The following is a 15,356-nucleotide window of genomic DNA, read 5'->3' as shown; positions in this document are numbered from 1 at the left end:
CGATCCGTGCGGTGGGGTGGCCACGGAGCGGTCCGCCGCCCAGTAGACAACGGCCACGCGGCACGCAGCCTGCGCGTCGCGGGTCGGTCCGAAGGGCGGGCGGGCCGTTCCGTCTTTTCTGTCCCGTTTCCAGGGCGTCCTCCCGGGCCCGGCCCGGCTTGCCCGACGGCCCTCCGGAGACCTGCTCAGGCTCCGGCGCCGCCAGGTTGTCCACGTTGCCCGGGTCCGTCACCGGCCCGGGCACCCCAGCCGCGCCGTGCGCGTTGTAACGTCCTGACATCTGCGTGAAGCGGCCCGTCCAGTGCGTCCCGGGTGCGTCTTCGGCGTTCGCGGCCAGCGCCCGGTCAGGCGCGGTCACCCACCTCGCGGAAGGGCGGTGCGTTGAGGCTCGAGGACGGCATAGCGTCCGGCTCCCAGTGGGCCACGACCACCACGGCGGAGCCGGAAGGTCGTGCCACCCGCTGGCTGCGGTTCCTGCTGGCGGTGGCGTCGGGGGCTGCGCTGGCGGTGGCGTTCCCGCCGTTCGGATGGTCGTGGACCGTTCCGTTCGCGGTGGCCACCCTCACCCTGGTCTGCAAGGGAGCCCGCGTGCGCACCGGCGCGCTGCTGGGACTCGGCTTCGGCCTGGGGTTCTTCGTCCTCCTGCTGCAGTGGGTCCGCGTCATCGGCGCCGACGGGTGGCTGGTCCTCAGCCTCGTGGAGGCACTGTTCGTCGCCGTGCTCGGCGCCGCGCTCGCCCTGGTCACCCGGCTGCGCTGGTGGCCGCTGTGGGCGGCGGCGCTGTGGGTCGGCGTGGAGTTCGTGCGGTCCTCGTTCCCGCTCGGCGGCTTCCCCTGGGGCCGGCTCGCCTATGGCCTGGCCGACACGCCGCTGGCGGCCCTGGCCAGCGTGGGCGGCGTGGCGTTCGTGACGTTCGTCGTGGTGCTCGCGGGCAACCTCCTGCTCTGGGCGGTGCTGGCCGGTGGGCGGAGGTTCGTGGTCCGGCTCGCCGCGGTGGCGGTGGGCGCGGCGCTGGCGTTCTGCGGCGCACTCGTCCCGCTGCCCACCGACGGCAACGGCACGGCTACCGTCGCGATCGTCCAGGGCAACGTGCCCGCGCGCGGAATCGAGGCGCTGGGCCGGGCCCGCACGGTGACCCGCAACCACCTCACCGCGACCGAGGATCTGATGCGGGAGGTACGCGCCGGCAAGGTCGCCAGGCCTGCCTTCATCCTCTGGCCGGAGAACTCCACCGACATCGACCCGTTCCACGACCTGCCGACCCGCACGATCGTCGACCGGGCCGTCCGCGACGCCGGGGTCCCGATCCTGGTCGGCGCCATCCTGGACGGGCCCGGCCCCACCTACCGGCGTACCTCCGGAGTGGTGTGGGACCCCACCACCGGACCGGGCCAGATCTACTCCAAGCAGCACCCGGTGCCGTTCGGTGAGTACATCCCGTTCCGGCGGGAGCTGCTGCCCAACATCAAGCGACTCCAGCTGGTCGGCCGCGACACCTACCCCGGCAAGGAGCCCGGCAAGGTCAGGATCGCCGGCTACCACGCGGGGCTGGTGATCTGTTTCGAGATCGCCTACGACGGCATCGTCCGGCAGGTGGCCAACGGCGCGGCGTCGCAGTTCCTCACCGTGCAGACCAACAACGCCACCTACACCGGGACCGGCCAGCCACAACAGCAGTTCGCCATCACGCGACTGCGCGCGGTCGAGTACGGCAAGGCTGTCCTGGTGGCATCACCCAACGGCGTCAGCGGCTACATCGCCCCCGACGGCCGGGTGGTGGCACAGTCGAAGGAGGCCACCCGCAAGGTGTTCGTCGAGCGCGTGCCGCTGCGCACCCAGCCGACGCTCGCGGCTCGCCTCGGACCGGTGCCGGAGTGGGTGCTCGCCCTGGCCGGACTGGCGGCACTGGCGGTGGCGATCGACCGCAGGCGGCGCGGGGTGGAAGCCGACGACGAGGACTACACCGGGGCTACGGGCGGGGGAACGCGGTGACCGGCACCAGCGAGCAGCAGGCCGGGCTCGGTTCGGTCCTGGTGGTGCTGCCCACCTACAACGAGGCTGAGAACCTCGAGCGCACGGTGGGGCGGGTGCGACGTGCGGTCCCGGCCGCCGACATCCTCGTCACCGACGACGCCTCACCGGATGGCACCGGGCAGATCGCGGACCGGCTGGCTGCCGCGGACCCGCAGGTGCACGTCCTGCACCGCGCGGCGAAGGAAGGGCTCGGCACCGCCTACAAGGAAAGCTTCGCGTGGGGGCTCGGCCGCGGCTACGACGTGCTGTGCGAGATGGACGCCGACGGCTCCCACCAGCCGGAGGAGCTCGCCAACCTGCTGGGCGCCCTGGCCGAGTCCGACCTGGTGATCGGCTCGCGCTGGGTGCCCGGCGGCCGGGTGGAGAACTGGTCCCAGTCCCGGCAGCTGCTGTCCCGCGGCGCCAACCGCTACGCACAGATCGCCCTGGGTGTCCCGTTGCGGGACGCGACGGCCGGGTTCCGGGCGTTCCGCCGCGCTACGTTGGAGGGCGTCGGCCTGGACGATGTGGCCTCGCTCGGCTACTGCTTTCAGATCGACCTCGCGTGGCGGGCGCTGCAGGCGGGCTTCCGGGTGACCGAGGTGCCCATCGTGTTCCGCGAACGCGAGTTCGGTGACAGCAAGATGGACCTCGCGATCATGCTGGAGTCGTTCCGCCGGGTCGCCGTGTGGGGCATCCGGCACCGGCTCAGGCAGGTACGCGGGCGGAGCAACGGGCGGAGCAACGGGCGGAGCAACTGGCGGAGCAACGGTCAGGGCAACGGTCAGGGCAACGGTCAGGGCACGTTGTCGCAGAGGCGGAGGTGAACCGATGGCGGTGCTCCTCGTCCTCGCCCTGATCGCCGTACCCGCCCTGGAGATCTACGTCGCGGTGCAGATCTGGCATCTCATCGGCTGGTGGACCCTCGCACTGCTGCTCGCCGGCAGCGGCCTGGGCGCCTACCTCGTGAAGCGAGAGGGCCTGCGCACCTGGGCGGCGTTGCGGGCGGCGGTGGAGGATCGGCGCGTTCCCGACCGTGAGGTGCTGGACGCCGGTCTGGTTCTCACCGGCGGCCTGTTGATGGTGCTGCCCGGACTGGTCACCGACGTGGTGGGCTTCCTCCTGCTGGCGCCGTTCCTCCGTCCGGTGTCCCGGCGGGCACTGCGGTGGGGTGTGGGCCGGGGCGTCAGCCGCCGGGTCGGCGTCGTCCCGGGACAGAGCTGGCAGGTGAGCCGGTACCTCCGCGGTGGACCAGGCGGAGCAGGCGGGTCAGGCGGAGCGGCGGGCCATGGTGGGCCGGGTGGTTCCGGTGAGCCCGACCGCGGGCAGCCACCGGTCATCGAGGGCGAGGTCGTGTCCGGCGACGCCGGCCCCGGCGACTCCGGCGGCCGGCCGCGCCGGGGTCACTGAACGCGACCGCCCAGAACGCGACCTGGCAGGACGCGACCTGGCAGGACGCAACCGAGCAGAAGTGCCCCCGGACAGCGTCGAACCGTGCCGCCGGGGGTGCGGCACGGTTCGACGTACGTACGACTGAAGGCGGCGCCGGCCGGGCGCGGAACTCACGCGTCGTTGCGCAGCAGCCACGCGGACCGAGGCTCGTCCCCAGGGTGGTTCCCGGGCTCAGGCGCCCTTGCGCTGGCGCGGCGGCTTCGGCGTCTTGCCACCCGCCGATGCCTCGCGGTGCAGGTGCTCCGGGCCGATCTGGCCGGACCGCAACAGCTCCAGGCGCTCGGAGAGGAGCTGCTCCAGCTCGTCGATGCTGCGGCGTTCGAGCAGCATGTCCCAGTGGGTGCGCGGAGGCTTCACCTGCTTGGACTCCGGACGGTCGCCGTCCACGCGAACGGCTTCGGCGCCGCATCGCGGACACTCCCACACCGCCGGTACCTCGGCATCAGCGGCGAAAGGCAGGTCGAAGTGGTGGGAATGCGGGCAGTCGTAACTGACCAGCTGGCGCGGCGCGGGAGCGATCTCCCGGTCGTCTTCGTAGCTCGCCGCCCCGAGCCTCGAGCCTCGTAGTGCTCGCTCCGACATAAGCTCTCCATCCCCCTCCATCGTGTATGGACCTCGATGGGCCTAACGTCTGGGCCCCCACCCAGGATTCCCCGCACGGGTGGGAGTGAATCTTCGTACCGCTTCGTCCCTTTTCGGGCCCACCCGGCGAAGTGTGCCCTAGTGTGGCACTTCTTCGCGCCGGTCAAACCCTTCGTGACCGGTTCGTGCCCTTTCGGTGACCGGTCGACGTTGCCCGGCCGACCAGCCTACCCGCCCGGCCTCAGATCACCGCGGGTGACTCGTTGCCGGCGTCCCGGACCGCCCGTTGCGGATCGACCTTCGCCAGCAGCACGAAGCCGACGACGAAGAACACCGCGAGGGCGATGATCGCCGGGCGGTAGGAGTGGGTGACCTGGTGGACGACGCCGAAGACCAGGGTGCCGAGCCAGCTGGTCCCGCGTTCGCAGGCCTGGTACAGGCTGAAGTACTCCGCCTCCCGGCCGCGGGGGACGAACTGGCTGTACAGCGACCGCGACAGCGCCTGGGTTCCGCCCAGCACGATGCCGATGAGCACGCCGAGGATCAGCAGCGGGGCGACCTGGCGGGCGGGCAGGAAGTACGCCGCGACGACCACCGCCACCCACACCCACAGGGCGGCCAGGATGGTGCGGCGGCTGCCGATCCGGGCGGCGATCCGGCCGAACAGCAGCGCGCCGCCGAACGCCACGAACTGCACCAGCAGGATCGTCGCGATCAGCACGGTCTCACCGAGGCCGAGCTGGCCGGAGGCGTACACCGAGGACGCGTAGATGACCGTCTGTACGCCGTCGTTGAAGAAGAGGTACGCGAGCAGGAACAGCAGCGTCATCGGGTAGGCGCGGGCTTCGCGCAGGGTGGTGAACAGCTGTCCCACGCTCTGCCGTACGAACGTCCCGCGCTCGGGCACGACCGCTACCGGCGGCCGGTTGCGCAGCCCGAGGTACGGGATCAACGTGAAGACTCCCCACCACACCCCGGCCGACAGCAGGCTGATCCGGACCGCGGCCGACGTGGAGATGCCCAGCGCGGTGTGGCCCTGGACGACGGCCAGGTTGACCAGCAGCAGCAGGCCCCCGCCGAGGTAGCCGAGCGCCCAGCCCCGGGAGGAGACGCGGTCGCGCTCGTCCGGGGTGGAGATGTCGCACAGCAGCGCGTCGTACACGACGATGGACGAGGCGAGGCACAGGTTTCCCACGAACAGCAGGGCCACGCCGAGCTGCCAGTTGGTACCGGTGACGAACACCATCGCGGCCGCGGCGGCCGCACCGGTCCAGGCGAACCCGGCCAGTAGTTGCTTGCGGTGCCGGGACCGGTCGGCGGCGGCGCCCACCACCGGAAGCACCAGCGCCGACAGCAGGGTGGTCGCGGTGATGACGTACAGCGGCAGCGAGCCGGGGGACACCGGGATGCCGAGGATGCGCAGGTTGGCGGTGCAGGGGTTCTCCGGCGTGCCGGGTGCTCCGCAGGCCGCGGTCTCGGCGATGGAGGCGAGGTACGGGCTGAACAGCACGGTGAGGATCGTGGTGACGTACGCGGAGTTGGCCCAGTCGTAGAAGTACCACGCGCGCTGCTCACGTCGCCGGGCCCCCGCGTCCGGGACCGGTGTCGCCGCAGTGGTCGCCGCCATACGACCGATCATGACGTCCAAACGCCTCGGACGAGGAGCACTTCGCGAAGAGTGTCGATCCGGTCGCTGATCAGCCCGTCGACGCCGAGGTCGAGCAGGGCCGTCATCTCGTCGGGGTCGTCGATCGTCCACACGTGCACCTGCTTGCCGAGCGCGTGTGCCCGGTCGACGAACGCCCTGGTCACCACCCGCAGGCCGCGGTATCCGGTCGGGACCTGGACGCACGGCGCGGGGCCGACCAGGAGCGAACCGAGGAACCTCGGCAGCGGCAGCTTCAGCAGGCCGACCCCGACCGGGGCCAGTCCGGTGGCCACCCGCGGGCCGAGCAGGCGGCGGGTGGCGGCCAGGCGGGCACCGGAGAACGACGAGACGCACACCCGGTCGTGCGCGGCGGTCCGGGCGATCGCCTCTGCCAGCGGGCGGATGGCGTTGGCGTGCTTGACGTCGATGTTCACCCGTGCGTCCGGCCAGGTGCCGAGGATCTCCTCCAGGGTCGGGATCGGCTCCCGCCCGTCGATGCGGGCCCGGGCGACCTCGGCGTAGGGCAGGTCGGCGATCTGCCCGGCCCGGTCGGTCACCCGGTCGAGGTGGTCGTCGTGGAACGCGAGCAGCACCCCGTCGCTGGTGGCGTGCACGTCGGTCTCGAGGTAGCGGTAACCCAGCGCGACCGCGTTGGCGAACGCGCGCATGGAGTTCTCGATCCGCAGGTTGGGTGCGTACTTCGCGCCTCCGCGGTGGGCGAAGGCGAGGGGAACCTCCGAGTGGAGGTACGGATAGGAACGCGGCGGCGTGGCTGGCACGCCCGAAAGAGTATGCGGTGCCGGCCGGTCCGGTAGGGCAACCGCGATCACGAGCCGATCACGAGCCCGTCAGCCCGCGCCCGGCGAGTTCCGGGCGCTGCGGCACGGCATACGGCCGTCACGTTCTGCCATCAACCCAGGGTTGACGCCAATTATGGGTCAACCTAAGGTTGACGGCATGACGCCCGCACCCAGCCTCCAGGACCTCATCGAGACCGTCCGCCGCGACGCCGGGGACGACGAACTCGACCAACTGGCCACCGCCCGCGCGATGGTCAACGACCTCAGCGAGACCGGCGACGCGCTGCTCGGTCACTACGTCGACCGGGCCCGGCGCAGCGGCCGGTCGTGGACCGAGATCAGCAACACGCTCGGCGTCACCAAGCAGGCCGTGCACAAGCGGTGGGCCGGCCCCTCGATCGAGGGCTTCGAACGCTTCACCGCCAGGGCCCGCACCTGCCTGACCGCCGCCGGCGACACCGCCCGGTCGATGGGCCACAACTACGTCGGAACGGAGCACCTGCTGCTCGGTCTGTACGCCGAACCGCAGGGCATCGCCGCCCGGATCCTCACCGATGCCGGGACCGGGCCGGAAGCTGTCCACGAGGCGGTCCGGACCCGGCTCGCCGCGACCGCCCCGGCCGGGGGTGCGGCCCCGGCGAAGTCGCCGGGGCAGGAGCTGCCGCGCACGCCGCGGGCGAACGCCGCCCTCGGTGCCGCGGTCACCGAAGCGCTGCAGCTCGGCCACAACTACATCGGCACCGAGCACCTGCTCCTCGGGCTGTATCACGACTCCGGTGCGATCTCGGCCCAGGTGCTCGCCGAGCTCGGACCGGACAAGCAGTATGCGCACGCCAAGGTGGTCGAGCTGCTGTCCGGCTTCACCAAGCCCGCCGGCTGATCCGGCCGTACGAACGCGCCCGTACGAACGCGCCCGTACGAACGCGCCCGTACGAACGCGGCCGTACGAACGCGGCCGTACGAACGCGACCGCGGGTGGCCGGGAGGGGACCGGTCACCCGCGGTCACGACCGCCGGGACGTTCGAAGGCCTACGGCGCCCAGAGCTCGAGCTCGGTGAGACCGATGTAGACGCCGTAGTTGACGGGGTTCTGGTTGGTGCCGACCACCCGGAACCCGGCCGCGCGGACGGGGGTGAAGTCCACCGCGTTGAACCCCTCCGCCGGCTGCGCGGGGGTGCGGCCGGTCTCGTCCACCGGGGTCCAGCCGGTGCCGTTCCAGTACTCGATCGTGTAGTCCTTCGGCGGCTTGACCCCACCGTTGTCGTTGTAGAAGTGCAGCGTGATCCGGCTCGCGGTGACCGCCCGGTCGAAGCGGAGGGCGTACCAGTCCTGGGCGTTCTTGGAGTTCCACGACGTCCAGCGCGGTGAGTCGGCGTAGGAGCCGTCCAGCGGGCCGAGCACGGTGTCGCCGGGGTAGGTGTACGACGCGGTCGGCGTGACCGTCAGGCCGAGTGCCGAGGCGTCGGAGAGCAGGTTGGCGTTGCGTACCTCCACCTCGCGTACCTCGACGCTTCCGCCGCTCGGTGCGTCCAGTGTCAACCTGAGCTTGCGCGTCTTCACGGTGTCGAACCGCACGGTGGTGCGGCCGGCCGCCGGCGGTGCCGGGGTGACCGTGGTGTTGGAGACGTCCAGCCAGTCGCTGCCCGTCCAGGCCTGGACGCGGATGCCGGCCGGTGCGGTGTCGGCGGAGCCGGCGTACAGCGTGACGGTGTTGACCGGGCGCGCCCGCATCAGGTCGACCGCGACCCACGGGGACGTGCCAGGGGTCGAACGCCAGGCGCTGTCGGCGCGTACCGACCCATCGACCAGCGACCACGGGTCACCGGAACCCGCCGAGGCGGACGCTACCGGCGTACCGAAGGGTGCGTTCGCGCCGAGTGCATTTCCGGCGAGGTTGCCGGTCGACTCCGGAGCGAACTCGGCCAGGCCGACCGCCTTGCCGTCGTCGGGGTTGCCCAGGACGACCCGCAGCCGCTGGGTGGTCACCGGGTCGAAGGCGATCTCGTTGTGGCCGGCCGCCGGGGTGGCGGGGGAGGGCCGGGCGTTGTCGACCGGCTGCCAGTCGTCGCCGGTCCAGTACTCCACGGTCTCCTTCGCCGGGGCGGCGAAACCCTCGCCGGAACGCAGGTCCAGCCGCAGGGCGTCGACCGTGCGGGCGATCCCGAAGTCCACGCCGTAGAAGTCGGTGGCGTTCTGCGAGCCCGCGGTGGACCAGACGGCACCGTCGGTGCGGCCGTCCAGCGGAGCCCACCGGGACGCGTCGTCACCGGTGGAGGCGCGCGGCCACGGCTCACCCTGCGCGGCGGGGTTGAGGGCCAGGTCGGGTGCGACGTCGGGGCTTGCAGGTGCGGTGGTGAAGGTGAGCGCGTCCAGCCACACGCGGTACGGGCCGTCGATCGCGGACGTGCGTACTTCCACCGCGTGCACAGCCTTGAGGTCGGGGTTGCCAGTCACCTTGCGGGTCCAGGCCTTGTCGCCGGCCAGCGGTACGACGACCCGCTGCCAGCCGCCGCGGGCCTCGGAGTAGTCCAGCGACCAGGGGCTGAGGTAGTTCTTCGCCGGGGTGTACTCGACGTAGTTGCCGGCGTCCTGAACCAGCCGGACAGTCGGCTGGTTGCCGTCGAAGCCGTCGCGTACCTCCTGCTCCGACGCCATCCAGAACTCCAACTGATCCGCGCTCGCGGTGTCGATCGAGCGGCGCGGCTGGTAGCGCCAGGTGACGTCGTGCGCGGTGCCGGACAGCTTGATCGAGGACCGGCCGAGCAATGCGCGCGATGGGTCGGCGGTGATGGTCGCGGTGGTGCCCGGGGCGCCGGCGTCGTCGGAGGTGACGCGTGCCGACCAGGCCCCACGGTCGGCGGCGTCGGTGCCCTGCTCGGCGCCGGGTGCCAGCACGTAGACGTCGCGGTGGTCCAGGCCGGCCAGCCCGCCGTCGTCGACGGTCAGCCCGACCCGGTGGAAGCCCGGGTCGAGGAACCGGTGGGTCACCTTCGCGTCGGTGGCGACGTCACCGTCGCCGAACTCCCAACGGTAGGAGAGCTTTCCGCCGTCGGCGTCGGTGGAGCCGGACGCGTCGAACGTCACCTCCTCGCCTGCGTGCACGACCGCCGGCGTCATCGCCGCCCTGGCGACCGGTGCGTGCTCGCCGGCCGCGCCGTCGAGGGTGAACACGCCCGACACGTGCTTGTCCTGCTTGATCGCGCCGGAGCCGTTGCCGGTGATGGTGTTGTTCGCGAGGGTCAGCCAGCGGGCGTCGCGCACGTAGATGCCGTACGTCGTGTTGTTCTCGATCCGGTTGCGCTGGATCACCCAGTGGTAGGCGGGGTAGTCGGGCAGGTAGCCGATCGCCACCCCGGCGGAGGTGTTGTCGTGGACGTGGTTGCCGTCCAGGACGAAGTGGCTGGAGGAACCGTTGACCACGGCGATGCCGGCGTTGCCGAACGGCTCGGGCGCGTTCTTGTTGTCCCGGCCGTTGTAGGCCGCCTCGTTGCCGATCAGGACCGTGTCGTCGGAGCTGCCGAGCCAGAACCCGTAGCTCGCGTGGTTTCCCTTGTTGCGTACATAGGTGTTGCCCGGCGACCACGACTCCCACGCGTTGTTGTGCGCCCAGGAGGCGTCGTTGCCCTCGAAGTAGTTGCCGGTGGAGACGACCCCGTTGAGCGGGCGCAGGAAGACGCCGTCCCCGCCGTAGGTGAAGTCGTTGCGCAGAACGCGGTTGTCGTTCGAACCGGTCTCGATCAGGGCACTGGTGGAGTCGCGGGCGTGCGTCTCACCCGGCGCGATGCGGATTCCCCAGCTGAAGTTGTTGTCCTCGATCCGGTTGCGGGAGGCCGACCACATCTTCAGGCAGACGTTCGAGCAGTGCGAGAAGTCGTTGTGGCGTACGAGATTGTCGTCGGCGTAGTGCAGAGCCAGGCCGTTCCAGTTCTCGTGTGCGGTGTTGTCCTCGATCCGCGAGTTGCTCACGTGCTCCAGCAGGACAGCGCCGGCGAGCTTGCCGTCACCCCAGCCGAAGTCGGGATCGGTGTAGTTGCCGGAGAAGGTGTTTCCCCGGATCGTCCAGTCCCGGCCGGAACGCACGTGCAGGGCGGTCTCGAACCCGGACACGGACAGGCCGGTCAGCGTCGCACCGGACACGCCCGTCGCGGAGACGCCGGTGCCGGTGTAGCTGTCCGGCTTGCCCTTCTGGCCGGGGCCGCGCAACGTCACGCCGGTGGCGTTCACGTGTACGTCGTCGGCGCCGATCACGATGCCCATGCCCGAGGTGAAGTCGTACACACCGGGTTTGAACGTGGTGTCGTGGGTGATCACCATGCCGGGTTGGGGTTCCACCAACGGCGTCGCCGCCGAGGCGGGCAACGTGGTGGCGGTGGAGAGCAGGAGAGCCGCCCCCACGGCTACCACCACATGACGGGTTGCGGGCACTGTCGGATCTCCCTCGATGGCACGGGCGAGCGGCGGGAAAGAGTAACCGGTGGAGCAAGATCGACAAGCGATTCCGGCACGTTCTAGCCCGCCGTGCGCCGCGTCGTCAAGGTGCGGTTGCCGAATTAGCCGTTGTTGGCTAGGCATTCGGCAGAGAAACCTGTTTTCCCTTACCTCCGTACGGCTGAACCTGAGAAACGTTTCTCACTCACTCGTCGGTCTTACCGGAGGGCGTGCGCAGGACGGTGAACGCCACGACGAACGCAGCCACCAGCAGTGCCGCACCGACCGCGAACGCGAGGTGGTAGCCGCCGGTGAGTGCCGCGGCCTCGTGCTCACCGGCGCGGAGCAGGCCGGCGGTGCGGGCGGCGGCCAGAGTGGACAGGACGGCGACTCCGAGCGCCATGCCGATCTGCTGGGTGGTGTTGAACAGCCCCGAGGCCAGCCCGGCGTCGGCGTCGCTCGCGCCGGACATCCCCAAGGAGGTGAGCGCGGGCAGGGCCAGGCCGAAGCCGGCGGCGAGCAGCATCACCGGGAGCAGGTCGGTGAGGTAGTTCGGATGCACGGGTACGCGCGTCAGCAGACCGAGCACCCCGAACAACAGCGCCAGGCCGGTGAGCAGCACCGCGCGCTCGCCGAAGCGGGCGTTGAGCCGGGCGGAGACTCCGAGTGAGACCGCGCCGATAACGACGGCCGCGGGTAGCATCGCCAGGCCGGTCGCCGCGGCGCCGTATCCGACGACGCGCTGGAGGTACTGCGCCACCAGGATCTGGAACGCGAAACACGCGGCGACCATCAGCACCTGAACGAGGTTGGCGCCACTGACGGCGCGCGAGCCGAGGATGCGCAGCGGCATCAGCGGGGTGACCGCCCCGGCCTGCCGGTGGACGAACGCGGCGAGCAGCGTCACCGCCAGGGCACCGAGCACCAGCGTGGTCGGCGAGCCGGCACCGTGGCGCTCGATCGTGACAACGGCGTAGGTGCCGACCGTGAGTCCCGCGGTGACCAGCAACGCACCCGCGACGTCGGCGCCGGCCCGCAGGCCGAGACCGCGCTCGCCGGGAAGTACCTTGACCGCCACCGCGAGGGTGGCGAGGCCGATCGGCAGGTTGATCCAGAAGATCCAGTGCCAGCTGAGCAGGTCGGTGAGCAGACCTCCGAGAACCTGTCCGATCGAGGCTCCCGCGGCGCCGGTGAAACTGAACACCGCGATGGCCGAGGCACGCTCGCGCGGCCGGACGAACAACGTGACGAGGATTCCGAGGCTCACCGCGGCCGTCAAGGCGCTTCCCACGCCCTGGGCGAAGCGAGCGGCGACGAGCGTCGCCGGCGTCTGCGCCATCCCGGCCACGACCGAGGCGAGGGTGAAAAGGGCAAGGCCCGCGACGAACACCCGCGTGCGGCCGAGCAGGTCACCGAGCCTGCCGGCCAGGAGCAACAGGCTGCCGAACGCGATCAGGTACGCGTTGACGACCCAGCTCAGCCCGGCGGGGGAGAAGCCCAGATCGTTCTGGATCGCGGGCATCGACACCGTCACGATGCTTCCGTCGAGGATGTTCATCAACATCCCGGCGGCGAGGACGGCGAGGGCGAGGCGGCGGCGGGAGTCGGTCACAGGTGACGGTGCGGACGCCGGGGGTGGAGGGGGAGCCGGGTGCGATGGCGATGCTGCGGTCGCGGACATGCGCGTGATCCCTTTGTCGGACGGGCTCGAATGCTGACGGAATGACCGTAGCAGATAGGTCCGTTGTGGACGATCTGTTTCGGGTTCAGTCATTCGACTCTCCTCCGGGTACTCCGGTCGGCTCCGGAGTACCCGCTGCTCGTTCATAGCCTGGAGCGTCAATGCAGGAAGAGAAATGCCCTGTGGACAACGGCTCTCTTGTCGGTAGTGGCCGGTAGCATTCGATCGTGTCTTCGAGTGAGTGGGGTGCCTGGGCCGGTGGCGGTGCCGCCGACCGGATCCTGGCTGCGCTCGACTCGGTGGACCCGTTTCTGGATGAGGCGTGGGTGACGCCGAAGGGCTCTTTGACGGCGGAGGAGTGCGGGTTGGTGCTCGCCAGGGCGCGGGCGAAGAAGGCCCGGTTCGAGGCACTGGAGTTGGCCCTGGTCCGCCAGGGCGAAGCGTGTGACATCGGGAAGCTGACCGGTTCGCCGAACGCCACGGTGTATCTGCGCACCGCGCAGCGGTACGCACAGAAGGAAGCGTCCGCCGCCGTGGGGCTGGCGCGGGTCTTGGGCAAGGAGGCCCGGCTGACCGGTGAGGCGTTGGCGGCGGGGGTGGTGTCGGCCCGGCAGGCCGGTGTGATCGCCGAGGCGATCAAGAAACTTCCCGAGTACGTCGGGGCTGATGAACGGGGCCGGGGTGAGGAGTTCCTGATCGAGGCCGCCCGGACCCACAACCCCGACGAACTGCGCCGGCTGGGCGAGTCCCTGCTGGAACGGATCGCGCCTGAAGAGGCCGAACGGCTGCTGGGTGAGGAACTGGAGCGTAAGGACCGCAAGGCCGAACAGAAACGCTCCCTTCGCTACGTGCCGAACGGGGTCGCGCAGTCGGAGTCGGTGCGGATCACGCTGCCGGTGTGGGAGATGGAACTGCTCCGCAAGATCATCGAACCCCTCGCCGAACCCAAGAAAGGACCAGAACCCGACACACGGCCCATCGAACAGCGGCGCGGGGACGCGTTCGCCGAGGCGCTCGGCCTGCTCGCCGCCGCCTCCACCGCACCCGTCCGCGGCGGCAGACCACCCCAGGTCGCTGTGACGATCCCCCTCGACACCCTCCTCAACGGCACAGGTGCGGGGACCATCGACGACACCGCCACCCCCATCCGCCCCAGACCCTGCACCTGCCCCAGCACCGACCCCAAATACGGAACCCCCAAGACCACCAACGAGACAAGGGCCGCCAAGAGCGCGGCCAAGAACCCCGGCCGGGCCGGTGAACCAACACAGCGGGAGGCAGCAGGCCAGGAAGAGGGCCGGACAGCCCAAGCAGGTAAGCCGAAACGACAGTCATACGGAACCGGATCCGCGGTCGACGGGATACCGCCACCCCGAACACCGAAGCACCACCCACAACCGAACACCGAACCCCGAGCGGATGCCGGACTGGATCCGAACACCGGACCAACCGCCGGTGACGAGGCCGACGGCAGAGTCGAAGCGGAGCGGGGACCTGACACCGAACCCGAACAGGGTGCGGCCGGGCCCGACGCTGCCATCGACCCGCACGACGGGTGCCCGAAATGCGGAGGTGGGGGATCAGCCCGCTACCTCGGCAGCGACGGCACACCCATCTCCGCCGCCACCGTGCGACGGTTGGCGTGCGAGGCCGACCTCATCCCCGTCGTCCTCGGCGGGGACGGGCAGGTCCTCGACCTCGGCCGCTCCGACCGGTTCTTCAAGGAACACCAGCGGCGTGCCCTGGCGATCCGCGACGGCAGCCACTGCCACTTCCCCGGCTGCAACATCCCCGAACCACGCTGCATCACGCATCACATGACCGCCTGGGACCAGGGAGGCCCGACAGACCTGAACAACGGCGTGCTGTTGTGCCGCTACCACCACGTCACCGTCCACCACAAAGGATGGCAAGTCCGCATGGGAACCCACGGCCACCCGGAGTACGTGCCGCCGGAGTGGGTGGATCCGCGGCGGCGAGTGCTCCGCCCATGAGGGCCGGGCACCCGCGAAGCCCGGCCACCAGGGGAGCCTGGCCACGAGGGGAAGTAGCGCTGTCCGCCGCGACGCCTCACAGGAATCTCACGGCTGGCGCACAGGAGGTTCTCTACCCGCGACCGCAGGCTCGAAGTCGACCGGCCGCACCGAGGACCGGACGGTACCCGGCTGGGGGCGGCGTGGTGGTCGCGCTGTCCGGACGGTCGTGCGGGCTGGCCGAGACCGCGCGAGTCGTGTGGTCTCTCGCGGGGGAGTCCGCGGGTCAGTGCGGTCCCTGCTCTTCGGGCTACTCGGTACGACCGCGGTGGCGCCCGCCTGACGTCGATCCCGGAAATCTGGTACTTCGTCCCGCCGTCACCGTGTGAGGTGACCCGAGCGGGGTAGAACACACGCGCTTTGCGATCAAGCGACCCCGACCGCAAGGAGGACCCGTGCGTACCGAGGAAGAAGTCTCCGCCGAGCTCGCGGAGGTACGGACCCGTCGGCAGGAGTTCTTTCCCTCCAGGGAGGAGCCGCTGACCAAGGACATGCCCGAGCCGGCCGGTTTCTGGAAGGGCGCACCCGGCGGAGAGATCACCGAGCTGCTGGAGCGTGAGGCGAAACTCGTGCTCGAACGCGCGGAGATCCGGCGTGCCGGCAGCGGGTCCGGCGAGGCGTCACCGGCCGATACCGACGAGGAGGAGGCCGCCGCCCGGCGCATCCTCCAGCGCATCGAGGACGGCCGGAAGACCTGAGGTGGGTCCGCGACGCCCCA

At 70.7% G+C, this 15,356-nt stretch carries 10 protein-coding genes and 1 pseudogene; 6 read left to right on the top strand and 5 right to left on the bottom strand.

The genetic code is table 11. From position 1 onward, the window contains the following. Positions 1-381 precede the first annotated feature (381 nt). From lnt to ABZV93_RS13775, 3 genes and pseudogenes are all read left to right on the top strand, one after another. Positions 382-1,992 (top strand): apolipoprotein N-acyltransferase, encoded by a 1,611-nt coding sequence (lnt, locus tag ABZV93_RS13785; protein WP_354934643.1) that lies wholly within the window; start codon positions 382-384, stop codon positions 1,990-1,992. Beyond that, positions 1,989-2,776 (top strand): annotated as a pseudogene (locus ABZV93_RS13780) (polyprenol monophosphomannose synthase); the annotation flags it as partial. The gene lnt and the pseudogene ABZV93_RS13780, both read left to right, overlap by 4 nt. Positions 2,777-2,844: 68 nt before the next feature. Then, positions 2,845-3,423 (top strand): FxsA family protein, encoded by a 579-nt coding sequence (locus ABZV93_RS13775; protein ID WP_354934640.1) that lies wholly within the window; start codon positions 2,845-2,847, stop codon positions 3,421-3,423. Positions 3,424-3,636: 213 nt separating this feature from the next. Here ABZV93_RS13775 and ABZV93_RS13770 read toward each other — a convergent pair whose 3' ends face one another. The 3 genes from ABZV93_RS13770 to ABZV93_RS13760 all read right to left on the bottom strand — a co-directional run bounded on the left by ABZV93_RS13770 (position 3,637) and on the right by ABZV93_RS13760 (position 6,474). Next, positions 3,637-4,047 carry an RNA polymerase-binding protein RbpA gene (locus ABZV93_RS13770; protein ID WP_179787694.1) on the bottom strand — a complete coding sequence of 137 codons (411 nt, stop codon included), beginning with the start codon at positions 4,045-4,047 and terminating at the stop codon, positions 3,637-3,639. A 241-nt stretch (positions 4,048-4,288) separates the two neighbouring features. After that, positions 4,289-5,674, bottom strand: a complete 1,386-nt coding sequence (locus ABZV93_RS13765; RefSeq protein WP_354934637.1) for an MFS transporter — start codon at positions 5,672-5,674, stop codon at positions 4,289-4,291. A gap of 8 nt (positions 5,675-5,682) precedes the next feature. Further along, positions 5,683-6,474 carry a glycerophosphodiester phosphodiesterase gene (locus ABZV93_RS13760; protein ID WP_354934634.1) on the bottom strand — a complete coding sequence of 264 codons (792 nt, stop codon included), beginning with the start codon at positions 6,472-6,474 and terminating at the stop codon, positions 5,683-5,685. 178 nt (positions 6,475-6,652) lie between these two features. Between ABZV93_RS13760 and ABZV93_RS13755 the strand changes: the two genes are divergently transcribed. Beyond that, positions 6,653-7,375 (top strand): Clp protease N-terminal domain-containing protein, encoded by a 723-nt coding sequence (locus ABZV93_RS13755; protein WP_354934631.1) that lies wholly within the window; start codon positions 6,653-6,655, stop codon positions 7,373-7,375. Between the two features lie 150 nt (positions 7,376-7,525). On the opposite strand, the gene ABZV93_RS13750 is transcribed toward ABZV93_RS13755, so the two are convergent. Together ABZV93_RS13750 and ABZV93_RS13745 are read right to left on the bottom strand one after the other, a co-directional pair. Beyond that, complete coding sequence (locus tag ABZV93_RS13750; protein WP_354934628.1) at positions 7,526-10,891, bottom strand: right-handed parallel beta-helix repeat-containing protein; 3,366 nt, start codon at positions 10,889-10,891, stop codon at positions 7,526-7,528. A gap of 238 nt (positions 10,892-11,129) precedes the next feature. Then, the gene (locus ABZV93_RS13745) at positions 11,130-12,536 is read right to left on the bottom strand and encodes an MFS transporter (RefSeq protein ID WP_354934625.1); all 1,407 of its coding nucleotides are present in this window, start codon (positions 12,534-12,536) and stop codon (positions 11,130-11,132) included. A gap of 296 nt (positions 12,537-12,832) precedes the next feature. Here ABZV93_RS13745 and ABZV93_RS13740 point away from each other — a divergent pair, with 296 nt between their 5' ends. Both ABZV93_RS13740 and ABZV93_RS13735 read left to right on the top strand, forming a co-directional pair. Continuing rightward, entirely contained in the window at positions 12,833-14,599 is a 1,767-nt protein-coding gene (locus tag ABZV93_RS13740) for a DUF222 domain-containing protein (protein WP_354934622.1), read from the top strand. A 434-nt stretch (positions 14,600-15,033) separates the two neighbouring features. Further along, complete coding sequence (locus tag ABZV93_RS13735; RefSeq protein ID WP_354934619.1) at positions 15,034-15,336, top strand: hypothetical protein; 303 nt, start codon at positions 15,034-15,036, stop codon at positions 15,334-15,336. Positions 15,337-15,356 lie beyond the last annotated feature (20 nt).

This window comes from Actinopolymorpha sp. NPDC004070 (genome assembly GCF_040610475.1).
GTDB lineage: Bacteria > Actinomycetota > Actinomycetes > Propionibacteriales > Actinopolymorphaceae > Actinopolymorpha.
The sequence above is the reverse complement of the archived record's forward strand: the minus strand, read 5'-3'. Positions and strand labels throughout refer to the sequence as shown.